We start from the raw sequence: 24,243 nt of genomic DNA, 5'->3' as shown, positions 1-24,243 counted from the left end.
GCCGGCCGCGGGGCGGGCCGGGCGGGCGGCTCCGCGGACCGGTCCGGCGGGCCCCTTTCGTAGGATCGGGGCATGCCTGCGAACGCCGCCGACCCGGCCGAGAAGAACGCCGCACCGCCCCTCCCGGAGCCGCTCCGGGTGCCGGTCGCCGACTCCCACACCCACCTCGACATGCAGTCCGGCACGGTGGAGGAGGGCCTGGCGAAGGCCGCGTCGGTCGGGGTCACCACGGTCGTGCAGGTCGGCTGCGACCTCGCCGGGTCCCGCTGGGCCGCCGAGACGGCCGCCGCGTACGACGCCGTCCACGCGACCGTCGCCCTGCACCCCAACGAGGCGCCGCGCATCGTGCACGGCGACCCCGACGGCTGGTCCCGGCAGGGCGCCCGCGAACCGGGCGGGGACGCCGCCCTGGACGAGGCGCTCGCCGAGATCGACCGGCTGGCCGCGCTGGAGCAGGTCAAGGGCGTCGGCGAGACAGGCCTCGACTATTTCCGCACCGGTCCCGAGGGCAAGGAGGCGCAGGAGAGGTCCTTCCGCGCCCACATCGAGATCGCCAAGCGGCACGGCAAGGCCCTCGTCATCCACGACCGCGACGCCCACGCGGACGTGCTGCGCGTCCTGAAGGAGGAGGGCGCCCCCGAGCGGACGGTGTTCCACTGCTACTCGGGCGACGCCGAGATGGCGGAAGTCTGCGCCCGCGCCGGGTACTTCATGTCCTTCGCCGGCAACGTCACGTTCAAGAACGCCCAGCACCTGCGCGACGCCCTCGCCGTGGCGCCGCTGGAGCTGGTCCTCGTGGAGACGGACGCGCCGTTCCTGACGCCGGTGCCGTACCGCGGACGGCCCAACGCGCCCTATCTCGTTCCGGTCACGGTGCGGGCGATGGCCGCGGTGCGGGGCATCGGGGAAGACGCCCTGGCGACGGCGCTGGCGGCGAACACGGCACGCGCTTTCGGTTACTGAGGGTCAGGGAACCGGGCGGTCGACGACCGCGCGCCACCGAGAACCCGCCGGTTTTCCTGACGTCGCGTAGTCGCGTCGCTTTGGAGAGTGACCGTCGCTCCACTAGGTTCTGGCCCCGATCCGGACCCCGTCCGGTCCGGCTCATCGGCCTTTGGAGCGTGTCGGCGTGGGCAGTACGCAAGACGAGACGGATCTGTACGAGCGGAATCCGCGCAGCGCGGAGACGACGGAACGCGGGTACGCCGTGCCGGGCGCGAGGCGGCGGCCGGGACACCGGCGCAAGGGCCGGTCCGCCGAGCGCGCGGAGGGAGCCGTGCGCCGTCTGCTGCCGCAGGCGCTGGTCGTCGCGTTCCTCGCGGGCGGCACCAGCGCGTTCGTGGCCAAGGACAAGGCGATCGAGCTCAACGTCGACGGCCGGGCCCGCACCCTGCACACCTTCGCCGACGACGTCGGTGAACTCCTCGCCGAGGAGGGCGTCCGGGTCGACGCCCACGACGTGGTGGCGCCCGCGCCGGGTGCGGAACTGGCGGACGGCGACGAGGTCGTGGTGCGCTACGGGCGTCCCGTGCGGCTCACCATCGACGGCCACCGGCGCGAGGTGTGGACGACCGAGCCGACCGTGAAGGGCGCGCTCAGACAGCTCGGGGTGCGTGCCGAGGGCGCGTACCTGTCGGCGTCGCGCTCCCGGCGCATCGGGCGCACGGGGCTCGAACTCGCGGTGCGCACCGAGCGCACGGTGACGATCCTGGCCGACGGCCGGGCCCGCACCATCCGCACGAACGCCGCGACCGTACGGGAGGCCGTCGAGGCGGCCGGGGTGACGCTGCGCGGGCAGGACACGACGTCCGTGCCGCAGGACGGCTTCCCACGCGACGGGCAGACGGTGACCGTGCTGCGGATCAGGGCGGGCAAGGAGGTCCGCGAGGAGGCGATCCCGTTCCCGGTGCGGCGGGTGGCGGACCCGTCGCTGTTCCGGGGCACGGAGGTCGTCGAACGCGCCGGGCGGCCGGGGGTGCTGCGGGGCACGTACGCCGTGCGGACCGTCAACGGGGTACGGCAGAAACCGCGCCGGACCGGCTCCGAGGTGCTGCGCGAGCCGCGGGCGCGACTGGTGAAGGTCGGCACGAAGCCGCAGCCGCGGTCGGCCGGCGGGGCGGACGACCTGAACTGGCGGGGGCTGGCGCAGTGCGAGTCGGGCGGCCGGGCCGACGCGGTGGACCCCTCGGGGACGTACGGGGGCCTCTACCAGTTCGACCGCCGGACCTGGCAGGCGCTCGGCGGGACGGGCCGCCCCCAGGACGCCCCCGCCGCGGAGCAGACCTACCGGGCGAAGCTGCTCTACCAGCGGCAGGGCACCAGCCCGTGGCCGCACTGCGGCAGCCGTCTGCACAGCTGAGCGGGCCCTGCCGCCGGGCTCGGCGGCACCGGCCCCCGCCACCGACCCGTACCCTTGTCCCGTGACCAGCCCCACCCCCGACGCGCTTCTCGGGCCCGCCGACGTGCGTGAACTCGCCGGTGCCCTCGGTGTGCGTCCCACCAAGCAGCGCGGCCAGAACTTCGTGATCGACGCGAACACCGTCCGCCGTATCGTCCGTACCGCCGACGTCCGCCCCGACGACGTCGTCGTCGAGGTGGGCCCGGGGCTCGGCTCCCTCACCCTCGCGCTGCTGGAGGCCGCCGACCGCGTCACCGCCGTCGAGATCGACGACGTGCTCGCCGCCGCGCTGCCCGCCACCATCGAGGCCCGCATGCCGGACCGCGCCGACCGCTTCGCGCTCGTGCACCGCGACGCCATGCAGGTCACCGAGCTGCCCGGCCCGGCCCCGACGGCACTCGTCGCGAACCTCCCCTACAACGTCGCCGTCCCCGTCCTGCTGCACATGCTCGAAACCTTCCCGAGCATCGAGCGCACCCTGGTGATGGTCCAGTCCGAGGTCGCCGACCGCCTCGCCGCCGCCCCCGGCTCGAAGGTGTACGGCGTGCCGTCCGTCAAGGCCAACTGGTACGCCGAGGTCAAGCGCGCCGGCGCCATCGGCCGCAACGTCTTCTGGCCCGCGCCGAACGTCGACAGCGGACTGGTGTCCCTGGTCCGCCGGGCCGAGCCGCTGAAGACGACGGCGTCCCGCAAGGAGGTCTTCGCGGTCGTGGACGCCGCGTTCGCGCAGCGCCGCAAGACCCTGCGCGCGGCACTCGCCGGCTGGGCCGGATCGGCGCCCGCCGCGGAGGCGGCCCTCGTCGCCGCCGGGGTCTCCCCGCAGGCGCGCGGCGAGGCCCTCACCGTCGAGGAGTTCGCCCGCATCGCCGAGCACAAGGCAGCCGCCCAGTCCGAGGAGCCCGGTCAGCAGTGAGCGTCACCGTCCGCGTCCCCGCCAAGGTCAACGTCCAGCTCGCGGTCGGCGCCGCCCGCCCCGACGGCTTCCACGACCTGGCCAACGTCTTCCTGGCGGTCGGTCTCCACGACGAGGTCACCGCCACGCCGGCCGGTGAACGGCGCGTCACCTGCGAGGGCCCCGACGCCGATCAGGTGCCGCTGGACCGCACGAACCTCGCGGCCCGCGCGGCCGAGGCCCTCGCCGCGCGCCACGGCCGCAGCCCGGCCGTGCACCTGCACATCACCAAGGACATCCCCGTCGCCGGCGGCATGGCGGGCGGCAGCGCGGACGGCGCCGCCGCCCTGCTCGCCTGCGACGCGCTGTGGGGGACCGGCGCCTCCCGCGAGGAACTGCTCGACCTCTGCGCCGGACTCGGCAGCGACGTGCCGTTCAGCCTGGTCGGCGGGGCCGCCCTCGGCACCGGGCGCGGTGAGCGGCTGACCGCCCTGGACGTCGGCGGCACCTTCCACTGGGTGTTCGCGATGGCGGCACGCGGACTGTCCACCCCGGCCGTCTTCCGGGAGTTCGACCGGCTCGCCGAGGGCACCGACATCCCCGAGCCGGTCGCCTCGCCGGACCTGCTCGACGCCCTCGCCAAGGGCGACCCGGATGCGCTCGCCGCCGCCGTCTCCAACGACCTCCAGCCCGCCGCGCTCTCCCTCTTCCCGGAGCTCGCCGACACCCTCGCCGCGGGCCGCGCCGCCGGCGCGCTCACCGCGCTGGTCTCCGGCTCGGGCCCGACCACGGCGTTCCTCGCCCGGGACGCCGGGTCGGCGACGGAGATCGCGAATTCGCTGCGCGCCTCCGGCACCTGCCGCACCGTCCGCACCGCGTCGGGACCGGTGCCCGGAGCGACCGTGCTGTAACCATCCGGCCACCCGGCCCTCATGGCCACCGCGCCCGGCCCTCACCGGTACCCGGGCCGTCACCCGACCGGCGCACACTACGCTGGGAGGCTGACCGAACCCCCTGCGCAGGAGAAAAATGGCCGTCAACCTGGTCAATGTCGAGAACGTCAGCAAGGTCTACGGCACCCGTGCCCTCCTCGACGGCATCTCGCTCGGCGTCTCGGAAGGGGACCGCATCGGCGTCGTCGGCCGCAACGGCGACGGCAAGACCACCCTGATCCGGATGCTGGCCAAGGTGGAGGACGCCGACTCCGGACGCGTCACGCACTCCGGCGGGCTGCGCCTCGGCGTGCTCACCCAGCACGACTCCCTCGACCCCGCGGCCACCGTGCGGCACGAGGTCATCGGCGACATGGCCGACCACGAGTGGGCCGGCAACGCCAAGGTCAGGGACGTGCTCACCGGCCTGTTCGGCGGCCTGGACCTGCCCGGCTTCCCCAAGGGCCTGGACACCGTCATCGGCCCGCTGTCCGGTGGTGAGCGGCGCCGGATCGCGCTCGCCAAGCTCCTCATCGAGGAGCAGGACCTCATCGTCCTGGACGAGCCGACCAACCACCTCGACGTCGAGGGCATCGCCTGGCTCGCCGAGCACCTGCGCGACCGCCGGTCCGCGCTCGTCGTCGTCACCCACGACCGCTGGTTCCTCGACCAGGTCTGCACCCGCATGTGGGACGTCCAGCGCGGCGTCGTCCACGAGTACGAGGGCGGCTACTCCGACTACGTCTTCGCCCGCGCCGAACGCGAGCGCATCGCCGCCACCGAGGAGGTCAAGCGGCAGAACCTGGTCCGCAAGGAACTGGCCTGGCTGCGGCGCGGCGCGCCCGCCCGCACCTCCAAGCCGCGCTTCCGCGTCGAGGCCGCCAACGAGCTGATCGCGGACGTGCCGCCGCCCCGCGACAGCAGCGAGCTGATGAAGTTCGCCTCCTCCCGGCTCGGCAAGACCGTGTTCGACCTGGAGGACGTCACCGTCCAGGCCGGTCCCAAGGTCCTGCTCAAGCACGTCACCTGGCAGCTCGGCCCCGGCGACCGCATCGGCCTCGTCGGCGTGAACGGCGCCGGCAAGACGACCCTGCTGCGCGCCATGGCCGACGCCGCCCGCACCCAGGGCGAGGCGCAGCCCGTCGGCGGCAGCATCCGCGTCGGCAAGACCGTCAGGCTCGCCTACCTCTCCCAGGAGGTCGCCGAACTCGACCCGGCCTGGCGGGTGCTGGAGGCCGTGCAGCGGGTGCGGGAGCGCGTCGACCTCGGCAAGGGGCGCGAGATGACCGCCGGGCAGCTGTGCGAGACGTTCGGGTTCGGCAAGGAGAAGCAGTGGACGCCGGTCGGTGACCTGTCCGGCGGTGAGCGCCGCCGCCTCCAGCTGCTGCGGCTGCTCATGGACGAGCCCAACGTGCTGTTCCTGGACGAGCCCACCAACGACCTCGACATCGAGACGCTGACCCAGCTGGAGGACGTCCTCGACGGCTGGCCCGGCTCGATGGTCGTCATCTCCCACGACCGGTTCTTCGTCGAGCGGACCACCGACCGGGTGTTCGCGCTGCTCGGCGACGGCGCCCTGCGGATGCTGCCGCGCGGCATCGACGAGTACCTTGAGCGCCGCCGGCGCATGGAGGAAGCGGCCGCCGCCGCGGCCCCGGCCGCCGTCCGGGCCGACACCGGGGCGGCCCCGGAGCGGAGCGCCGCCGACCAGCGCGCCGCGAAGAAGGAACTCCAGAAGATCGAACGGCAGCTGGACAAGATCTCGGAGAAGGAATCCCGCCTCCACGCCCAAATCGCCGAGAACGCCACGGACTTCGCGAAGGTCGCCGGGCTCGACGCCGAACTGCGGGAACTGGCCGGGCAGCGCGAGGAGCTGGAGATGCGCTGGCTGGAACTGGCGGAGGACGCGTAGCCGCCCGTGAAGGGCGCGTGAAGGGACGTAACGAGGGCATCACGGGCCGGTCCTCCCTTGGGAACAGGCGAGGATCCGGCCCCGTGGTATGTCGGCGCCGGGTGATAGAAAGAGCCGACTGAGAACCGACCAACTGTCTGAGTGCGACTCTGAGTGGCGCTTCCGTACCTCGGGGCGTGGCTAAAAATCAGTGAGTAAACGAGGGGGAACGAGCTGATGACTCAGCCGCCCAACCAACCGCCGCACGGCGGTTTCGGAGCACCGCAGGATCCGCCGCCGCAGGGAGGCTTCGGGGCACCGACCCCGCCGCCCCCGCAGGGCCCGCCGCAGACCCCGCCCCCGCAGGGCCCGCCGCAGCCCGGCTACGGCTACCCGCAGCAGCCCGGCCAGCCGGGGCCCTACGCGCAGCCGGGCCCGTACAACGCGGGCCCCTACGGCCAGCCGCCGCAGCCCGGTCCGTACGGCCAGCCCGGGTACGGCTACCCGCAGCAGCCGCAGTACCCCGGTGCGCCCGGCACCCCGCCGCCCGGCTCCCGCAACCCGTTCAAGAACCGGACGGCGCTCGTCGTCGGTGGCGCGGTCGCGGCCCTCCTCGTCATCGGCGGCACGGTGTTCGCCGTGGCCGGCGGCGGCGACGACAAGGACGACAAGCCGGTCGCGGGCAAGAGCGACGACCCCAAGCCGTCGGTGTCCGGCGCGCCCGTCAACCCCGGCGACGGCAGCGGCGACGGCGGCGAGGACCCGGACAACCTCAACGAGGGCCGCAAGGCCGGCGAGGCGAAGGTCCTCTGGTACAAGGAGGCGCCCGACGCGCCCGGCTCCGGTGCCGAGGCCGAGGGCATGTGGATCACCGACAAGACCGCGGTGAAGGCGGCGTACAAGCAGCTCTTCGCGTACAACGTCGGTGACGGCAGGCCCACCTGGGACGCGATCACCTTCCCGCAGAAGGTCTGCGCGACCACGCCGCAGAAGACGTCCGACGACAAGATCGTCGTCGCGTACATGAGCGGCAGCAGCGACCGCGCCAAGTGCAACCAGCTCCAGCAGATCGACCTCAACACCGGTGAGAAGGGCTGGCAGGGCGAGGTCGCCGAGGGCGGCCTGTTCGACTCCACGCTCTCGCTGGGCCTGACCATCACGGGCGACACGCTGATGGTGGGCCGCTCCCAGTCCGGCACCGCGTACGACGTGAAGTCCGGCAAGAAGCTGTGGGACAAGAAGAAGTACGGCGACGCCTGCTTCCCGACCGCGTTCGCGGGCGGCCAGAAGCTCGTCGCCGTCTCCTCCTGCGGCGCGAGCACCTCCAACGAGCACGACGAGGTGCAGGAGCTCGACCCGCGCACCGGCCAGGCCAGGTGGACCCAGAAGTTCGACAAGGGCTGGCGGGTCGCGCGCACCTACTCGGTGGACCCGCTGGTCGTCTACAGCACCCACCAGGACAAGAAGGCCTGGAACATCTCCACCCTCGGCGACGACGGCAAGTTCCGTTCGCAGGTGGAGGTCGACGAGGACTTCGCCCCCGAGTGCGGCTGGGCCATCCTGGAGCGCAACCTGCAGGGCTGCCTGGGCGTGGCCGCCGACGACGACACGCTCTACCTGCCCACCGAGGCGACGGCGAGCGCCAACGAGATCGTGGCGATCAGCCTGGACACCGGCAAGGAGAAGTGGCGCGTCAAGTCCCCGGCGGACGAGTCGATGCTGCCGATCAAGACCGAGGGCGGCAAGCTCGTCGCGTACGTGCAGCCGTCGTACGACGCGGGCGGGCAGATCGTGTCGATCGCGACGGCCGGCGCCGGCCACCAGCCCACGAAGCTGCTGCAGAACCCGGTCGGCGCCGCCGACATCGAGAACGGCTTCTTCTCGAAGGCGATCGACTGGGTCGACGGCCGCTTCTACATCTCGACCACCCGGCTGAACGGCAACGACGACGCCAAGGAGAAGTTGATGCTCGCCTACGGCAAGTGACCCGGCTTCCTCCCCTCCGCCCGCCGCTCGACCCGTCCCCGAGGTAGTGACGCCATGACCCAGCCGCCGCCCCCGCCGCCCAACCAGCCCCCGCAGGGGGGCGGCTTCGGCCCGCCGCAGAACCAGCCGCCCCAGCCGCCGCAGACCGGCGGTCCCGACCTCGGCAAGGCCCCGCAGCCGCAACCGGGTTACGGCTACCCGCAGGCGCCGCAGAACCAGCCCCCGGCCGCCCCGCCGCAGCCGCCGCCCGCGCAGCCGGGCTACGGCTACCCGCAGGGCCCGCCCCAGACCCCGCCGCCCGGCACGCCGGGCTACGGCCAGCCCGGTGCGTACGGCCAGCAGCCGGGCGGGTACGGCCACCCCACCCCGCCCTACGGCCAGCAGCCCGGTTACGGCTATCCGCAGCAGCCGACCATGCCGATGCAGCCGCAGCCGGGCGGCGGGCGGAAGACCAACGCGCAGCTGGCCATCATCGTGGCGGCCGTCGTCGCGATCGCCCTGATCGTCGGCGGTGGCGTCTGGTACGCGTCCGGCAAGGACGACGGCAAGAAGGACGACACCGCCAACTCCAGCGGCGGCACCGGCGGCACCGACCCGAAGGGCGGTTCCGGCACGGGCGGTTCGGGCGGCGGCAAGGAGAAGGCGCCGTCCGACCCGAGCTCCAAGGTGCTCTTCCAGGTGCCGGCGCCCGAGGTGAAGAACGACAGCAGCGTCGTCGTCTCCGGCTCGTGGGCCACCGACAAGGTGTACGCCAAGAGCGGCGTCGCGGAGATCGTCGGCTACGACCCCGTCAAGGGCACCAAGCAGTGGACGATCGACCTGCCCGGCCCGGTGTGCCAGGCCAGCAGGCACATCACCGAGGACAACAGGACGGCGGTCACCTTCCAGCCCGCGATGCCGACCAAGGCCGACCCCTCGCACGGGTGCAGCCAGGTCGCGGCGATCGACCTGGACGCCGGCAAGAAGCTCTGGACGAAGACGCTCAAGACCGGTGACCAGCTGGTCAACTTCGACAACGTCACGCTCAGCGGCAGCACGGTCGCCGTGGGCGGCACCAGCGGCGGCGGCGCCTTCGACATCGCGTCCGGCAAGACGCTGTGGAGCCCGAAGCCGACCGACTCCTGCTACGACGCCGGGTACGGCGGCGGGGAGAAGCTGGTCGCGCTCCGCAAGTGCGGCTCGTACGACAACCGCCAGCTGCACATCCAGACCATCGACCCGAAGTCCGGGAAGGTGATCTCCGAGTACAAGATGGCGGCGGGCATCGAGTACGCCAGCATCGTCTCCACCGAACCGCTGGTCGTGGCGTCCGACGTCGGCGATTCCGCGGGCGACGGCAGCGGCATCTCGGACTTCTTCTCCATCGACAACAAGACCGGCAAGCTGCGGGCACGCATCTCGGCCCCGGGCGAGCAGTTCGCCGCCAAGTGCGACGGCATCAGCCGCATCGACCACTGCCTCATGCTCGCCGTCGGCAACGACCGGCTGTACATCCCGACCGAGGAGCACGACAGCAGCGGCGGCAACTACAGCCGGACCAACGAGATCGTCGCCTTCGACCTGGCCACCGGCAAGCAGACCGGCCAGCGCGCCGACGCGGGCGACGGTTACACGATCACCCCGCTGCGCATGGACGGCGGCAACCTGCTGGCGTACAAGCGTCCGCCCTACGACAAGGGCGGCCAGGTCGTCAGCATCGACGGCGGCTCCTTCAAGCAGACCGTCCTGCTGGAGAACCCGGCCACGGAGTCCGTCCGCGACGTGGAGACCAGCCTGCTCCCGGAGTACGCGGAGCTGCTGTTCTCCCAGGGCCGCTTCTACATGTCGGCGGTGTACGCCAGCGAGCGGCGACCCAGCTCGGACGAGAAGGAGTACCTGGTGATCGCGTTCGGTACGGACTGAGCGCTTCCGTGCCGTGACCGCGGCCCCGTCCCCGTCCGGGGGGGGGGGCCGCGGTCGTGTATCCGGGCGTTTGTCGCCGGTAGGGGGAGCGCGACGGGGAACTTGCGTGTAGCTTCCGGGGGCACTGACGCGTCCGCACTGGGGGATTCACGGTGCGGCGGTCATAGTGGGGTCCACGAGGATCCGTTGGGGGGACTGGGGGGTTGCTCGATGGCAGCGCGGCTCATCGTGGTCGACGACCACCGGTTGCTCGCCGAGGCGCTGGCCTCGGCGCTGAAGCTGCGCGGGCACCGGGTGCTCGCCGCGACGGCGCCGACCTCCGGTGCGGCGGAGCTGGTGATCAGCCGGGCGCCGGAGGTGTGCCTGCTGGGGACGGCGACACCGGCGGAGCCGGGCATCTTCGACCCGGTGGCGCGGATCAAGCGGGAGCGTCCGCAGGTCGCGGTGGTGGTGCTGGGCCCGGTACCCGGCCCGCGGGGCATCGCCGCGGCGTTCGCCGCCGGGGCGTCGGGGTACGTGCGGCACGACGAGCGCATCGAGGGCGTCGAGCGGGCGATCATGAAGGCGCGGGCGGGTGAGGCGGCGGTCGCCCCGCAGCTGCTGCAGGGCGCCTTCGCCGAACTGCTCAACCCCGCCGCCCAGCCGGACGACGAGGGCCGGCGCCTGCTCCAGATGCTCACCCCGAGGGAGGCCGAGGTCCTGGTCCGCGTCGCCGACGGGGAGGACACCCGCGTGATCGCCGCCGGCATGGGCATCGCGCCCTCCACCGCCCGCACCCACGTCCAGCGGGTGCTGATGAAACTGGGGGTCGGCTCACGTCTGGAGGCGGCGGCGCTGGCGGCGAGGACGGGTCTGCTGGACAGGGCGGGTCCGGTACGGCGGCCGGAACGCTGACCCGCTGTCCGGGACACGCCTGCCCCGGACAGCGGTAACACGTCAGCGGAGGGCGGTCACCGCGCCGCCCCGTCCTCGTCCTCCGGTTCCTTGGGCACGAGGTCCGGCGGCGGGGGAGCCACCGGACGCAGTTTCAGCCACGCCAGGAAGAACAGGCCGAGCAGCAGCATCCCCAGCCCGGTCCAGAGGTTGATGTTGACGCCCTCGGCCTTGTCGATGTCGGCGTCGGACGCCGTGAGGCCCGCGATCGTCACGATCACGCCGTAGAGCACGAACAGTCCGCCGATGATCCGCCGGATGTCGAACAGCCGCGCGGCCGTGGTCGACTTGGTCTCCAGTTCGGAGACCTCCCGCTGGACGTCTTTGTCGGAGTAGTGGTGGGACATGGTCTCTCCATCCTCCCGCGATCAGAACGAGAACGGGATGTAGCAGGCGGCCGCGAGGATCACCGCGCCCCAGCCCAGCAGGGCCGGCTTGCGGTACCAGGCGTCGTCGCCGGCGGCGGCAGGCTCGGACATGCCGGGCGAGGTGGTGCCGTACACCAGCCCCTGGAGCTCGTCGGCCGGCTTCGGCGCGGTGAACAGGGAGACGGCCACCATGACGACCGCGCCCGCGACGAACCCGGCGATCGCGGAGACGAAGTTGGCGCCCTGGTCGGACGGGATGTCGACGATGCCCTGCTTGTAGATCCAGAAGTAGTTCACCATCGCCGCCGTGGTGCCCGCGACCAGGCCCCAGAAGCCGGACTTCATGGAGGCGCGCTTCCAGAACATGCCGATGATGAAGACGACGAACATCGGGACGTTGAAGAAGGAGAACAGCGTCTGGAGGTAGCTCATGATGTTCGAGAACGACGACGCCAGGAACGCCGTGCCGATCGAGGCCAGCACGCCGATCGCGGTGATGAGCCGCCCGAACCGCACGTAGTAGCCGTCCTCGCGGCCCCTGACCACGTACTTCGACCAGATGTCGCTGGTGAAGACGGTGTTGAAGGACGACACGTTCGCCGCCATGCCCGCCATGAACGCGGCCAGCAGACCGGTCACCGCGATGCCCAGCACACCGTTGGGCAGCAGTTGCTCCATCAGGTACGGGATGGCGTCGTTGTACTGGAGGTCGGAGTCGGGCGTGCCGATCCGGGGCACCAGCACGGCGGCGACCAGGCCCGGGATCATCACCAGGAAGACGATGAAGATCTTCGGGAACGCGGCGATCAGCGGGGTGCGCTGGGCGGCGGACAGGTTCTTCGCGGACAGCGCGCGCTGCACCTCGGCGAAGTTCGTCGTCCAGTAGCCGAAGGACAGCACGAAGCCGAGGCCGAGGACGATGGTCAGCCAGTTCGCGCCGAGCGGGTTGTCGCTGCCGATGCCGGTGCCGCCCCACGCGGACATGAAGTCATCGCCGCGCGACGCGGTCAGCGAGTCGGACAGGCCGTCCCAGCCGCCGACGCTGCGCAGACCGAGCACGGTGATGGGGATGAGCGCGGCGAGGATGACGAAGAACTGCAGGACCTCGTTGTAGATCGCCGAGGACAGGCCGCCGAGGGTGATGTAGGCGAGCACGAAGAAGCCGGCGACCACGATCGCCACCCACTGCGGCCAGCCCAGCAGCGCCTCGACGACGATCGCGAGGGCGTACAGGTTGACGCCGGCGATCAGGATGGCGGCGAAGGCGAACAGGATCGAACTGAGCAGGTGCGCCGCCCTGTCGAAGCGGAGCAGCAGGAACTCGGGGACCGACCGGACCTTGGAGCCGTAGTAGAACGGCATCATCACCAGGCCCAGGAAGACCATCGCGGGGATGGCGCCGATCCAGTACCAGTGGGTGGTGTAGACGCCGTACTGCGCGCTGTTGGCGGCCATGCCGAGGATCTCGGTGGCGCCGAGGTTGGCGGCGATGAAGGCGAGACCGGTGACCCAGGCAGGCAGGGAGCGGCCGGAGAGGAAGAAGTCGAGGCTGGTCTTCACCGACCGGCGGGCGGCGAAGCCGATGCCGAGGACGACGACGAAGTAGATGCCGAGGATCGTGTAGTCGAGCCAGTTCGTGGGGAGCCGTAGCTCAGCTGCCAGATATGTGGGGGTTTCCATAAGCACTCGCTTCGTTGCGCGAACTGATCCGGTGCGGAACCTACGCCTCCGCCTTCAGTAATTGAACACTTCTGTTGGTGCTCTTTGTTTGATTGTGATGTGAGCGCTTCTCTGGTGAGTTGTGTTTTGGTATGTTGGGTTCTGTTTGAAGCATGTGGCAGCCCGATGCGGCTCGAACGAGGAGTCCGGCGTGAAGAAGACCTCGACCCGGCTGGCCGACGGTCGCGAGCTCATCTACTACGACCTGCGCGACGACACCGTGCGGGACGCGGTCGACCGGCGCCCGCTGGAGCGGACCGTCACCACGTCCGAGGTCCGCCGCGACGTGCTGCTCGGCGACAGCGTCGCCATCGCCTCGCACCGCCAGGGCCGCACCTACCACCCGCCGGCCGACGAGTGCCCGCTGTGCCCCTCGCGCGGCGACCGGCTCAGCGAGATCCCGGGACCGTCGTACGACGTCGTGGTCTTCGAGAACCGCTTCCCCTCCCTGGCCGGCGACTCCGGCCGCTGCGAGGTGGTCTGCTTCACCTCCGACCACAACGCCTCCTTCGCCGACCTGAGCGAACAGCAGGCGCGCCTGGTCCTCGACGCGTGGACGGACCGCACGGCGGAGCTGTCTCATGTGCCCTCCGTCGATCAGGTGTTCTGCTTCGAGAACCGCGGCGCCGAGATCGGCGTGACGCTCGGTCATCCGCACGGGCAGATCTACGCCTACCCGTTCACCACACCCCGCACCGCCCTGATGCTCCGTTCACTCGCGGCACACAAGGAGGCGACCGGCGGGGAGAACCTGTTCGACGCCGTGCTGGAGCGCGAACTCGCCGGCGAGCGGGTCGTCCTGGAGGGTGAGCACTGGGCGGCCTTCGTGCCGTACGCCGCGCACTGGCCGTACGAGGTGCACCTGTACCCCAAGCGCCGGGTGCCGGACCTGCTCGGACTCGGCGATGAGGCGCGCACAGAGTTTCCCCAGGTGTATCTGGAACTCTTGAGGCGCTTCGACCGGATCTTCGGCGAGACCGAGCCTCCGACGCCGTACATCGCGGCCTGGCACCAGGCCCCGTTCGGCACGCTGGAGGAGTTCGACGGCGTCACGCGCGACGACTTCGCGCTTCACCTCGAGCTTTTCACCATCCGCCGCACTTCCGGCAAGCTGAAGTTTCTCGCGGGTTCCGAGTCCGGCATGAACGTGTTCATCAACGACGTGCCGCCGGAGCGCGCGGCCGAGCGACTGCGAGAGGTAGCGAGTTCATGAGCGGGAAGTACCTGGTGACGGGCGGCGCGGGTTACGTCGGCAGCGTGGTCGCCCAGCACCTGCTGGAGGCGGGTCACGAGGTCGTCGTGCTCGACAACCTCTCCACCGGCTTCCGCGAGGGCGTGCCCGCCGGCGCCGCCTTCGTCGAGGGCGACATCCGCGACGCCGCCAAGTGGCTGGACTCCTCCTTCGACGGCGTGCTGCACTTCGCCGCGTTCTCCCAGGTCGGCGAGTCGGTCGTGAAGCCGGAGAAGTACTGGGACAACAACGTCGGCGGCACCATGGCGCTGCTGGACGCCATGCGCACGGCCGGCGTGCGCAGGCTGGTGTTCTCCTCCACGGCGGCGACGTACGGCGAACCGGACCGGGTCCCGATCGTCGAGTCGGCCCCGACGAAGCCCACCAACCCCTACGGCGCCTCCAAGCTCGCCGTCGACCACATGATCACCGGCGAGGCCGCGGCGCACGGCCTGGGCGCGGTGTCGCTGCGCTACTTCAACGTGGCGGGCGCGTACGGCGCGTACGGCGAGCGGCACGACCCCGAGTCGCACCTCATCCCGCTGGTGCTCCAGGTCGCCCAGGGCCGGCGCGAGGCCATCTCCGTCTTCGGCGACGACTACCCGACGCCGGACGGCACCTGCGTGCGCGACTACATCCACGTCGCCGACCTGGCCGAGGCCCACCTGCTGGCCCTCGACGCCGCGGAGCCCGGCGAGCACCTGATCTGCAACCTCGGCAACGGCAACGGCTTCTCGGTCCGCGAGGTCGTCGAGACGGTCCGGCAGGTCACCGGCCACCCGATCCCCGAAGTGGTCGCCCCCCGCCGGGGCGGCGACCCGGCGGTGCTGGTCGCGTCGGCCGACACCGCCCGCGAGAAGCTGGGCTGGAACCCGTCGCGCGCCGACCTCGCGGGGATCGTCGCGGACGCCTGGGAGTTCGCGCAGCGGCGCGGCAACTGAAACGTACGGAAAGGGTCAGGGGTCAGGGCATGAGCGAGTCCAGCGAGGCCGTCGCGGAGTTGGTCGCCGAGCGGTTCGAGGAGCTGTACGGGGCCGCGCCGGACGGGGTGTGGGCGGCACCGGGCCGCGTCAACCTCATCGGCGAGCACACCGACTACAACGACGGCTTCGTCATGCCGTTCGCGCTGCCGCACACCGCGGTCGCCGCGGTCTCCCGGCGCGCGGACGGCGTGCTGCGCCTGCACTCGCAGGACGTGCGCGGCGGCGTGGTGGAGTTGGGCCCGGACGCCCTGGCCCCCGGGTCGGACAAGGACTGGACGGCGTATCCGGCGGGCGTGGTGTGGGCGCTGCGCGAGGCCGGTCACGCGGTGACCGGCGCGGACATCCACCTCGCCTCGACGGTCCCGGCGGGCGCGGGCCTGTCGTCGTCGGCGGCCCTGGAGGTCGTGGTCGCCCTCGCGCTGAACGACCTGTTCGAACTGGGCCTGCGCGGCTGGCAGTTGGCCCGCCTGTGCCAGCGCGCGGAGAACGTCTACGTGGGCGCCCCGGTCGGCATCATGGACCAGACGGCCTCGGCGTGCTGCGAGGAGGGCCACGCCCTCTTCCTCGACACCCGGGACCTGTCCCAGCGTCAGATCCCCTTCGACCTGGCCGCCGAGGGCATGCGCCTGCTCGTGGTCGACACGCAGGTCAAGCACTCCCACAGCGAGGGCGAGTACGGCAAGCGCCGCGCGGGCTGCGAGAAGGGCGCGGCCCTGCTGGGCGTCGACGCCCTGCGGGACGTCCCGTACGCCGAACTGGACGCGGCCCTGGCCCGCCTGGGCGACGAGGAGGAGGTGCGCCGTCTGGTCCGCCACGTGGTCACGGAGGACGAGCGCGTCGAACGGGTCGTCGCCCTGCTGGAGTCGGGCCAGACGCGCGCGATCGGCCCGGTGCTGGTCGAGGGCCACGCCTCGCTGCGCGACGACTTCCGCATCTCCTGCCCGGAACTGGACCTGGTCGTCGACACGGCCCTCGCGGCCGGCGCCCTCGGCGCCCGCATGACGGGCGGCGGCTTCGGCGGTTCGGCGATCGTCCTGGCCCAGGAGGCGGACACCGACCGCATCACCAAGGCGGTCGGGGAGGCCTTCGCGGCCTCCGGGTTCACCGCCCCCCGGGTCTTCGAGGCGGTCCCGTCCCCGGGCGCCCGCCGGGTCCGCTGACGCGGGCGGCCCTCAGCCCAGCCGCTTCGTCAGCGTGTACTCCGTGATCCCCGGCGGGTAGTCGGGGATCACGCACACCACCTCGTAGCCCTGCTTCGTGTAGAAGCCGGGGGCCTGGAAGTCCCAGGTCTCCACGCGTGACGAGCGGCAGCCGCGGTCCTGCCGGGCCGTCCGCTCGGCGCGGGCGAGCAGGCCGCTGCCGAGGCCCGCGCCGCGGTGGCGTTCGTCGACCCACAGGTACGTCACGTGCAGCCAGGTCGCCCAGGTGTGGCCGACCAGACCGCCCGCGAGGCCGCCGGCGCCGTCCAGGGCCCAGACGTGCAGCGGCGACTCGCGCTCCCCGGGGCTGCCGCGCAGGGCGCGCAGGACAGGCGACGCGGCCGTGTTGGTGTCCCGGAGGCGGGCGCGGAGCAGATCCCGTCGGGCCTTGTCGACTTCTGTCTCGAAACGAAACATGCGGCACACCATAAACGCGTCCCGGGAGGCAGTTCCGCACTTGGTCTTCCGCTGCCGGGCGCAGTCCGTACGCTGATGAACGGCGCGCCGGTGGGGGCCGGCGCCGATCAGGGGGCGAAACACCGGGTACGGCGCCCGAAGCGGGGGTAGCAGTTTCTGCACGGCGGCGGCTGTGCGGCCGCGGCGACCCGTCCCGGGCAGTGGCCAGTCGGACACCTGGCCCGTCGGGCGCCGTATCCGTGCCGTGTCGTCCTCCGGCAATGGGTCACCCCTGCTCCTCGGGAGCGTGGGGAAGGGGGTTTCGTGGTTCGCATCCGAGTCCTGGTCGTCGACGACCACCGCATCTTCGCCGAGTCGCTGGCCGCGGCCCTGGCCGCCGAGCCCGACGTCGAGGTGTCCGCCGCGGGCAGCGGGCCCGCCGCGCTGCGCTGCCTGGAGCGGGCGGCGGGCGAGGGACGCCGCTTCGACGTGCTGCTCGTCGACGCCGACCTCGGCGGCAAGGTGCCGGGCGCGCGCCCGGCCGTGCCGGTCCGCGAGGGCGACGAGGACGGGCTGGTCGACGGGATCTCCCTGGTCGCCGGGGTGCGTACCGCGCAGCCGCACGTCCGGACCGTCGTCCTCGCCGAGCGGGACGACCCGCACCGCGCCGCGCTGGCCCTGCAGGCCGGGGCCTCGGGCTGGGTCGCCAAGGACTGCTCCCTGTCCCGGCTGCTCAGCGTCATCCGGGGTGTCCTGCGCGACGAGACGCATCTGCCGCCCGCCCTGCTGACCGGCGTGCTGCGCGAGCTGACCGCCGCCCGCAGGAACCGCTCCGAGAGCGAGCGGCTGGTGGAGTCGCTGACCCCGCGCGAGCGGGAGGTGCTGCGCTGCATGGTCGCCGGGCTGGGGCGCAAGGCCGTCGCCGAGCGGCTGTATCTGTCCCCGCACACCGTGCGCACGCACATGCAGAACGTGCTGGGCAAGCTGGGCGTGCACTCCACGCTCGCCGCGGTCGCCCTCGCCCGCCGGGCCGGGGTCGGTCCGGCGGACCTAACCGGGGATGTTGTCGAACGGGGCGGTCAGCTGGCGTAGCAGACCGGCCAGTTCGGCGCGCTGGGCGCGGGACAGCTCCGCGAGGATGGCGCGCTCCTGGTCCAGCAGTCCGGCCAGCGCCTGGTCGGCGCGGTCGCGTCCCTCGTCGGTCAGCCGCACCAGCACGCCACGGCGGTCGCTCGGGTCGGGCAGACGCTCCACGAGCCCCTTCTTCGCCAGGCGGTCGATCCGGTTCGTCATCGTGCCGGAGGTGACCAGGGTCTGCGTCAGCAGCTGCCCGGGGGAGAGCTGGTACGGGGTGCCCGCGCGGCGGAGCGCCGTCAGGACGTCGAACTCCCAGGGCTCCAGGCTGTGCTCGGCGAACGCCAGCCGGCGCGCGCGGTCCAGATGCCGGGCCAGCCTGCTCACGCGGCTGAGCACCTCGAGCGGTTCCACGTCGAGGTCCGGGCGCTCCCGGCGCCACGCTGCGACCAGCCGATCGACCTCGTCCTCCATGACGATCAGTGTAGTGGTTGTGTCGACATGAAGTCTCTTGACATCAAGTATCTTGACGTCAAGGGGAAGTGTGGGTGACGCTGGGTGTCCGTCGAGTACGGCACTCAGGAGGACAGACCCATGCCCGCCGCCCCCACCTGGGACCCCGCCCAGTACCTGCGCCACGCCGGCCACCGCGCCCGCCCCTTCACCGACCTCCTCGCCCGCGTCCCGGACCTGCCCTCGCACGCGCCCCGCATCGCCGACCTCGGCTGCGGCCCCGGCAACGTCACCGCCCTGCTCGCCGAGCGCTGGCCCACCGCCCGCATCACCGGCTACGACAACTCGCCCGAGATGCTCACCCGCGCCCGGGAGCACGCCGGACCCACCCCCGGCGGCGGCCGGCTCGACTTCGCGCACGCCGACGTCCGCACCTGGACACCCGCCGAGCCGTACGACCTGATCGTCAGCAACGCCACCCTCCAGTGGGTCCCCGGACACGCCGAACGCTTCGCCGAGTGGACCGCCTCCCTCGCCCCCGGCGGCACCCTCGCCTTCCAGGTGCCCGGCAACTTCGACGCCCCCAGCCACCGCCTCATGCGCGACCTCGCCGACGCCCCGCACCGGCGAGACCACCTCACCGGCGTCCTGCGCCACGACGACGCCGTCCTCGCCCCCGAGGCCTACCTCGCCCGCCTCACCGCCCTCGGCTGCGCCGCCGACGTGTGGGAGACGACGTACGTCCATCTGCTCCAGGGCGAGGACCCCGTGCTCGACTGGGTCATGGGCACCGGACTGCGGCCCGTGCTCGACGCCCTGGCCGCCGACCCCGACGCGCGGGACGACTTCGTCGCCGCGTACCGGGCCGCCCTGCGCGAGGCCTATCCGGCCGGGCCGTACGGCACGCCGTTCCCGTTCCGCCGGGTGTTCGCCGTCGCCCGCAGGCAGGCCTGACCTCCACCGCCGGCGATCACGTCGGGCCGCGGACGCACGGAGCGCCGGTCACCCGGGACGACGTATCTCCCGGCCACCGGCGCTGCCACTCCGAAAACTCCGGCGGCGGCCGCTGGAGTTCCCGAACCGTTCACACTGCGTAACTCTGTCCAACCTTGTCCATGCTCTGTCTAGCTCTTGCGGTGACCTATCAACCGCGGCTTCGGCTCCAGACCGTCCAGGCCGTGCCACGCCAGGTTCACCAGATGGGCCGCCACCTCGGCCTTCTTCGGCTTGCGGACGTCCAGCCACCACTGGCCGGTCAGCGCGACCATCCCGACCAGCGCCTGCGCGTACAGCGGCGCGAGCTTCGGGTCGAAGCCGCGGCTCTTGAACTCCCGGCCCAGGATGTCCTCCACCTGCGTGGCGATGTCCGAGATGAGGGACGCGAAGGAACCCGTCGACTGGGGGATGGGGGAGTCCCGGACGAGAATGCGGAAGCCGTCCGTGTACTCCTCGATGTAGTCCAGCAGCGCGAACGCCGCCTGCTCGCACAGCTCACGCGGATGACCCGCCGTGAGCGAACTCGTCACCATGTCCAGCAGGCGCCGCATCTCGCGGTCCACGACGACCGCGTAGAGCCCCTCCTTGCCGCCGAAGTGCTCGTACACCACCGGCTTGGACACCCCGGCCTTGGCCGCGATCTCCTCCACCGACGTGCCCTCGAAGCCCTTCGCGGCGAAGAGGGTCCGACCGATCTCCAGCAACTGCTGGCGGCGCTCGGCACCGGTCATCCGGGTGCGACGGGTCCGCCGCGGCTTGTCATTGCTGGTATTGCTGCTGGAGTCGGTCGCCACGGCGTCAATCATGCCGCTTCGGCGGTCGCCTTCCCTCGCCGGGAGCCGCCTTCCTCGCTGGTGCGGCGCGAATCGATACGCGAGCGTGACGGCCACCTCACGTCGTACGCCCAGCCGAGCTTCTCGAACCAGCGGATCAGCCGCGCCGAGGAGTCCAGCTGGCCCCGCTCCACCCCGTGCCGGGCGGACGTCGGGTCGGCGTGGTGCAGGTTGTGCCAGGACTCGCCGCACGACAGGATCGCCAGCCACCACACGTTGCCCGAGCGGTCACGCGACTTGAACGGGCGCTTGCCGACCGCGTGGCAGATCGAGTTGATCGACCACGTCACGTGGTGCAGCAGGGCCACCCGGACCAGCGAACCCCAGAAGAACGCCGTGAACGCGCCCCACCAGGACCACGTCACCAGACCGCCGATCAGCGGCGGCAGCGCCAACGACACGAACGTCCACAGCACGAACTGCCGGGAGATCGCCCGCATCGCCGGGTCCTTGACCAGATCCGGCGCGTACTTCTCCTGCGGCGTCTGCTCCTCGTCGAACAGCCAGCCGATGTGCGCCCACCACAGGCCCTTCATCAGGGCCGGGACGGTATCGCCGAACCGCCACGGCGAGTGCGGGTCGCCCTCGGCGTCGGAGAACTTGTGGTGCCTGCGGTGGTCCGCCACCCAGCGGACCAGCGGGCCCTCGACGGCCATCGAACCGGCGATCGCCAGCGCGATCTTCAACGGCCGCTTGGCCTTGAAGGAACCGTGCGTGAAGTGCCGGTGGAAACCGATCGTGATGCCGTGGCAGCCCAGGAAGTAGAAGAACACCATCAGGCCGAGGTCCAGCCAGCTCACCCCCCAGCCCCAGGCCAGCGGCACCGCCGCGAGCAGCGCCAGGAACGGCACGGTGATGAACAGCAGCAGCGCGATCTGCTCGATCGAGCGCTTCTGCTCGCCGCCCAGAGTGGCGGGCGGAAGGGAATCGTCGGGCGCCTTCGGGGCGTCTTTGATCACGTCGGAGGTTGTCGTCATGGGCGTCCTCTGTGAGGTCTCGGGAACGGTAGGGCGGCGCCGGGCCGCGGGAACCGGCGGAGAAGTTCCCTACGGTTCCGTAACCTACGGCGTCGTAAGTATGTCAGCGTGTTGCCCGGCGGCAAGAGCCCGTCGGCCAGTGCGTCCGGCCGGCGACCTATCCTTGGAGTCGGTCGGACAGCGCGGTCCGCTCTGAACTTTTCCCGGATGTCCGGACCGTAAGCGGCACCCGCCGCGCGAGACGCCGTCCGGGTTCCCTCCCAGACGAGCTTCAACACTGCAAGGAGCCGCACCTGTGAGCAGTGCCGACGACCAGACTGAGTCCCGAGTGACCACCAACAGCGAGCTGCGCGCCGACATCCGCCGGCTGGGTGATCTCCTCGGTGAGACGCTCGTGCGGCAGGAAGGCCACGAGCTGCTGGACCTTGTCGAGAAGGTGCGCCGCCTCACCCGAGAGGACGGCGAGGCCGCAGCGGAGCTGCTGCGCGGCACCGAACTGGAAACCGCGGCCAAGCTGGTCCGCGCCTTCTCCACCTACTTCCACCTCGCCAACGTCACCGAACAGGTCCACCGCGGCCGCGAGCTGCGCGCCCGGCGGGCCGCCGAGGGCGGTCTCCTCGCCCGCACCGCCGACCGCCTCAAGGACGCCGACCCCGAACACCTGCGCGAGACGGTCAAGAACCTCAACGTCCGCCCCGTCTTCACCGCCCACCCCACCGAGGCCGCCCGCCGGTCCGTGCTGAACAAGCTCCGGCGCATCGCCGCGCTCCTGGAGATGCCGGTCATCGAGTCCGACCGGCGCCGCTACGACACCCGGCTGGCCGAGAACATCGACCTCGTCTGGCAGACCGACGAACTGCGCGTCGTCCGCCCCGAACCCGCCGACGAGGCCCGCAACGCCATCTACTACCTCGACGAGCTGCACGCCGGAGCCGTCGGCGACGTCCTGGAGGACCTCACCGCCGAACTCGAACGCGTCGGCGTCACCCTCCCGGACGACACCCGCCCGCTCACCTTCGGCACCTGGATCGGCGGCGACCGCGACGGCAACCCCAACGTGACCCCCCAGGTCACCTGGGACGTGCTGATCCTCCAGCACGAGCACGGCATCAACGACGCCCTCGACACCATCGACGAGCTGCGCGGCTTCCTCTCCAACTCCATCCGCTACGCCGGCGCCACCGAGGAACTCCTCGAATCCCTCCAGGCCGACCTGGAGCGGCTGCCCGAGATCAGCCCCCGCTACAAGCGGCTCAACGCCGAGGAGCCCTACCGGCTCAAGGCCACCTGCGTCCGCCAGAAGCTGGAGAACACCAAGCAGCGCCTCGCCAAGGGCACCCCCCACGAGCCCGGCCGCGACTACCTCGGCACCTCCGAGCTCCTCGCCGACCTGCGCATCATGCAGACCTCGCTGCGCGAGCACCGCGGCGGCCTCTTCGCCGACGGCCGCCTCGCCCGCACCATCCGCACCCTCGCCGCCTTCGGCCTCCAGCTCGCCACCATGGACGTACGCGAACACGCGGACGCCCACCACCACGCCCTCGGTCAGCTGTTCGACCGGCTCGGCGAGGAATCCTGGCGCTATGCCGACATGCCGCGCGAGTACCGCGCCAAGCTCCTCGCCAAGGAACTGCGCTCCCGGCGGCCCCTCGCGCCCACCCCCGCGCCCGTCGACGCCGCAGGCGAGAAGACCCTCGGCGTGTTCCAGACCGTCAAGCGCGCCCTGGAGGTCTTCGGACCCGAGGTCATCGAGTCGTACATCATCTCCATGTGCCAGGGCGCCGACGACGTCTTCGCCGCCGCCGTCCTCGCCCGCGAGGCCGGACTGATCGACCTGCACGCCGGCTGGGCCAAGATCGGCATCGTGCCGCTGCTGGAGACCACCGACGAGCTCAGGGCCGCCGACACGATCCTGGAGGACATGCTCTCCGACCCGTCCTACCGGCGCCTGGTCGCGCTGCGCGGCGACGTCCAGGAGGTCATGCTCGGCTACTCCGACTCCTCCAAGTTCGGCGGCATCACCACCAGCCAGTGGGAGATCCACCGCGCCCAGCGCCGGCTGCGCGACGTCGCCCACCGCTACGGCGTCCGCCTGCGCCTCTTCCACGGCCGCGGCGGCACCGTCGGCCGCGGCGGCGGCCCCTCCCACGACGCGATCCTCGCCCAGCCCTGGGGCACCCTGGAGGGCGAGATCAAGGTCACCGAACAGGGCGAGGTCATCTCCGACAAGTACCTCGTGCCGTCCCTCGCCCGCGAGAACCTCGAACTGACCGTCGCGGCCACCCTGCAGGCCTCCGCCCTGCACACCGCGCCCCGCCAGTCCGTCGAGGCCCTCGCGCGCTGGGACGCCGCCATGGACGTCGTCTCCGACGCCGCCCACGCCGCCTACCGGCGCCTCGTGGAGGACCCCGACCTCCCGGCGTACTTCTTCGCCTCCACCCCCGTCGACCAGCTCGCCGACCTCCACCTCGGCTCCCGCCCCTCCCGGCGGCCCGACTCCGGCGCCGGGCTCGACGGACTGCGCGCCATCCCCTGGGTGTTCGGCTGGACCCAGTCCCGGCAGATCGTGCCCGGCTGGTTCGGCGTCGGCTCCGGCCTGAAGGCCCTGCGCGAGGCCGGTCTCGACACCGTGCTCGACGAGATGCACGAACAGTGGCACTTCTTCCGGAACTTCATCTCCAACGTCGAGATGACCCTCGCCAAGACCGACCTGCGCATCGCCCAGCACTACGTCGACACCCTCGTGCCGGACGAGCTCAAGCACGTCTTCGACACCATCAAGGCCGAGCACGAACTCACCGTGCAGGAAGTCCTCCGCGTCACCGGCGAGCGGGAACTGCTGGACGCCACCCCCGTCCTCAAGCAGACCTTCACCATCCGCGACGCCTACCTGGACCCGATCTCCTACCTCCAGGTCGCCCTCCTCAAGCGCCAGCGCGACGCCGCGGCCGCCGGTGAGCAGCCCGACCCGCTGCTCTCCCGCGCCCTGCTGCTGACCGTCAACGGCGTCGCGGCCGGCCTGCGCAACACCGGCTGACCCGGACCGCGACACGGCGGTGCCCCCCCCCCCCCCCCCCCCC

General features: G+C 71.8%; 20 protein-coding genes. 14 read left to right on the top strand and 6 right to left on the bottom strand.

The window, feature by feature from the left end; all coding sequences use genetic code 11:
* Positions 1–72: 72 nt before the first annotated feature.
* From QC282_RS22855 to QC282_RS22820, 8 genes are all read left to right on the top strand, one after another.
* The gene (locus tag QC282_RS22855; RefSeq protein WP_279551409.1) at positions 73–963 is read left to right on the top strand and encodes a TatD family hydrolase; all 891 of its coding nucleotides are present in this window, start codon (positions 73–75) and stop codon (positions 961–963) included.
* A gap of 166 nt (positions 964–1,129) precedes the next feature.
* Positions 1,130–2,359, top strand: a complete 1,230-nt coding sequence (locus tag QC282_RS22850; RefSeq protein WP_279551408.1) for a resuscitation-promoting factor — start codon at positions 1,130–1,132, stop codon at positions 2,357–2,359.
* A 61-nt stretch (positions 2,360–2,420) separates the two neighbouring features.
* Positions 2,421–3,311, top strand: a complete 891-nt coding sequence (rsmA, locus tag QC282_RS22845; RefSeq protein WP_279551407.1) for a 16S rRNA (adenine(1518)-N(6)/adenine(1519)-N(6))-dimethyltransferase RsmA — start codon at positions 2,421–2,423, stop codon at positions 3,309–3,311.
* Entirely contained in the window at positions 3,308–4,201 is an 894-nt protein-coding gene (locus QC282_RS22840; RefSeq protein ID WP_279551406.1) for a 4-(cytidine 5'-diphospho)-2-C-methyl-D-erythritol kinase, read from the top strand. Before rsmA ends, QC282_RS22840 begins: the two co-directional genes overlap by 4 nt.
* Before the next feature lie 118 nt (positions 4,202–4,319).
* A complete protein-coding gene (locus QC282_RS22835; RefSeq protein WP_279551405.1) occupies positions 4,320–6,134 on the top strand; it encodes an ABC-F family ATP-binding cassette domain-containing protein in 1,815 nt (604 codons plus the stop codon).
* Between the two features lie 216 nt (positions 6,135–6,350).
* The gene (locus QC282_RS22830; protein WP_279551404.1) at positions 6,351–8,099 is read left to right on the top strand and encodes a PQQ-binding-like beta-propeller repeat protein; all 1,749 of its coding nucleotides are present in this window, start codon (positions 6,351–6,353) and stop codon (positions 8,097–8,099) included.
* 54 nt (positions 8,100–8,153) lie between these two features.
* On the top strand, positions 8,154–10,001 hold the full coding sequence (locus QC282_RS22825) for a PQQ-binding-like beta-propeller repeat protein (protein ID WP_279551403.1): 1,848 nt from the start codon (positions 8,154–8,156) through the stop codon (positions 9,999–10,001).
* Positions 10,002–10,211: 210 nt separating this feature from the next.
* The gene (locus QC282_RS22820; protein WP_279551402.1) at positions 10,212–10,895 is read left to right on the top strand and encodes a response regulator transcription factor; all 684 of its coding nucleotides are present in this window, start codon (positions 10,212–10,214) and stop codon (positions 10,893–10,895) included.
* Positions 10,896–10,951: 56 nt separating this feature from the next.
* Here QC282_RS22820 and QC282_RS22815 read toward each other — a convergent pair whose 3' ends face one another.
* Entirely contained in the window at positions 10,952–11,281 is a 330-nt protein-coding gene (locus QC282_RS22815; protein ID WP_279551401.1) for a hypothetical protein, read from the bottom strand.
* A gap of 21 nt (positions 11,282–11,302) precedes the next feature.
* The gene (locus QC282_RS22810) at positions 11,303–12,982 is read right to left on the bottom strand and encodes a sodium:solute symporter family protein (RefSeq protein WP_279551400.1); all 1,680 of its coding nucleotides are present in this window, start codon (positions 12,980–12,982) and stop codon (positions 11,303–11,305) included.
* Between the two features lie 190 nt (positions 12,983–13,172).
* On the opposite strand from QC282_RS22810, the gene galT reads away from it, so the two are divergent.
* Genes galT through galK form a run of 3 tightly spaced genes read left to right on the top strand, consistent with a single transcriptional unit; the run spans position 13,173 to position 16,395 of the window.
* The gene (gene galT / locus QC282_RS22805) at positions 13,173–14,234 is read left to right on the top strand and encodes a galactose-1-phosphate uridylyltransferase (protein ID WP_279551399.1); all 1,062 of its coding nucleotides are present in this window, start codon (positions 13,173–13,175) and stop codon (positions 14,232–14,234) included.
* Complete coding sequence (galE, locus tag QC282_RS22800) at positions 14,231–15,193, top strand: UDP-glucose 4-epimerase GalE (RefSeq protein WP_279551398.1); 963 nt, start codon at positions 14,231–14,233, stop codon at positions 15,191–15,193. The genes galT and galE overlap by 4 nt, the downstream gene beginning before the upstream one ends.
* A 29-nt stretch (positions 15,194–15,222) precedes the next feature.
* Positions 15,223–16,395, top strand: a complete 1,173-nt coding sequence (gene galK / locus QC282_RS22795) for a galactokinase (protein ID WP_279551397.1) — start codon at positions 15,223–15,225, stop codon at positions 16,393–16,395.
* A 12-nt stretch (positions 16,396–16,407) separates the two neighbouring features.
* Here galK and QC282_RS22790 read toward each other — a convergent pair whose 3' ends face one another.
* A complete protein-coding gene (locus QC282_RS22790; protein ID WP_279551396.1) occupies positions 16,408–16,863 on the bottom strand; it encodes an N-acetyltransferase in 456 nt (151 codons plus the stop codon).
* A 291-nt stretch (positions 16,864–17,154) separates the two neighbouring features.
* Here QC282_RS22790 and QC282_RS22785 point away from each other — a divergent pair, with 291 nt between their 5' ends.
* A complete protein-coding gene (locus QC282_RS22785) occupies positions 17,155–17,922 on the top strand; it encodes a response regulator transcription factor (RefSeq protein ID WP_279551395.1) in 768 nt (255 codons plus the stop codon).
* Here QC282_RS22785 and tamR read toward each other — a convergent pair.
* Positions 17,881–18,378: a MarR family transcriptional regulator TamR gene (gene tamR / locus QC282_RS22780; protein ID WP_279551394.1), complete on the bottom strand. Its 498-nt coding sequence runs from the start codon at positions 18,376–18,378 to the stop codon at positions 17,881–17,883. The genes QC282_RS22785 and tamR overlap by 42 nt on opposite strands.
* A 120-nt stretch (positions 18,379–18,498) precedes the next feature.
* Here tamR and QC282_RS22775 point away from each other — a divergent pair, with 120 nt between their 5' ends.
* Positions 18,499–19,311, top strand: a complete 813-nt coding sequence (locus tag QC282_RS22775) for a trans-aconitate 2-methyltransferase (protein WP_279551393.1) — start codon at positions 18,499–18,501, stop codon at positions 19,309–19,311.
* Between the two features lie 170 nt (positions 19,312–19,481).
* Here QC282_RS22775 and QC282_RS22770 read toward each other — a convergent pair whose 3' ends face one another.
* Both QC282_RS22770 and QC282_RS22765 read right to left on the bottom strand, forming a co-directional pair.
* On the bottom strand, positions 19,482–20,159 hold the full coding sequence (locus QC282_RS22770; protein ID WP_279551392.1) for a TetR/AcrR family transcriptional regulator: 678 nt from the start codon (positions 20,157–20,159) through the stop codon (positions 19,482–19,484).
* The gene (locus QC282_RS22765; protein WP_279551391.1) at positions 20,156–21,163 is read right to left on the bottom strand and encodes an acyl-CoA desaturase; all 1,008 of its coding nucleotides are present in this window, start codon (positions 21,161–21,163) and stop codon (positions 20,156–20,158) included. The genes QC282_RS22770 and QC282_RS22765 overlap by 4 nt, the downstream gene beginning before the upstream one ends.
* Before the next feature lie 295 nt (positions 21,164–21,458).
* Between QC282_RS22765 and ppc the strand changes: the two genes are divergently transcribed.
* On the top strand, positions 21,459–24,200 hold the full coding sequence (ppc, locus tag QC282_RS22760) for a phosphoenolpyruvate carboxylase (protein ID WP_279551390.1): 2,742 nt from the start codon (positions 21,459–21,461) through the stop codon (positions 24,198–24,200).
* The last annotated feature ends 43 nt before the right edge of the window (positions 24,201–24,243 follow it).

The organism is Streptomyces sp. DH24 (assembly GCF_029813775.1).
Taxonomy (GTDB): domain Bacteria; phylum Actinomycetota; class Actinomycetes; order Streptomycetales; family Streptomycetaceae; genus Streptomyces.
Note: the sequence above shows the minus strand (reverse complement) of the source record. Positions and strands in the feature narration are given on the sequence as shown.

What these genes read in the sequence shown, in the direction of transcription:
- QC282_RS22775 (WP_279551393.1), top strand. Translation starts at nt 18,499, where the DNA reads ATGCCCGCCGCCCCCACCTGGGACCCCGCCCAGTACCTGCGCCACGCC.
- QC282_RS22830 (WP_279551404.1), top strand. Translation starts at nt 6,351, where the DNA reads ATGACTCAGCCGCCCAACCAACCGCCGCACGGCGGTTTCGGAGCACCG.
- QC282_RS22770 (WP_279551392.1), bottom strand. Translation starts at nt 20,159, where the DNA reads ATGATTGACGCCGTGGCGACCGACTCCAGCAGCAATACCAGCAATGAC.
- galE (WP_279551398.1), top strand. Translation starts at nt 14,231, where the DNA reads ATGAGCGGGAAGTACCTGGTGACGGGCGGCGCGGGTTACGTCGGCAGC.
- galK (WP_279551397.1), top strand. Translation starts at nt 15,223, where the DNA reads ATGAGCGAGTCCAGCGAGGCCGTCGCGGAGTTGGTCGCCGAGCGGTTC.
- QC282_RS22765 (WP_279551391.1), bottom strand. Translation starts at nt 21,163, where the DNA reads ATGACGACAACCTCCGACGTGATCAAAGACGCCCCGAAGGCGCCCGAC.
- QC282_RS22835 (WP_279551405.1), top strand. Translation starts at nt 4,320, where the DNA reads ATGGCCGTCAACCTGGTCAATGTCGAGAACGTCAGCAAGGTCTACGGC.
- QC282_RS22855 (WP_279551409.1), top strand. Translation starts at nt 73, where the DNA reads ATGCCTGCGAACGCCGCCGACCCGGCCGAGAAGAACGCCGCACCGCCC.
- QC282_RS22825 (WP_279551403.1), top strand. Translation starts at nt 8,154, where the DNA reads ATGACCCAGCCGCCGCCCCCGCCGCCCAACCAGCCCCCGCAGGGGGGC.
- QC282_RS22810 (WP_279551400.1), bottom strand. Translation starts at nt 12,982, where the DNA reads ATGGAAACCCCCACATATCTGGCAGCTGAGCTACGGCTCCCCACGAAC.
- QC282_RS22815 (WP_279551401.1), bottom strand. Translation starts at nt 11,281, where the DNA reads ATGTCCCACCACTACTCCGACAAAGACGTCCAGCGGGAGGTCTCCGAA.
- QC282_RS22790 (WP_279551396.1), bottom strand. Translation starts at nt 16,863, where the DNA reads ATGGTGTGCCGCATGTTTCGTTTCGAGACAGAAGTCGACAAGGCCCGA.
- tamR (WP_279551394.1), bottom strand. Translation starts at nt 18,378, where the DNA reads ATGGAGGACGAGGTCGATCGGCTGGTCGCAGCGTGGCGCCGGGAGCGC.
- QC282_RS22820 (WP_279551402.1), top strand. Translation starts at nt 10,212, where the DNA reads ATGGCAGCGCGGCTCATCGTGGTCGACGACCACCGGTTGCTCGCCGAG.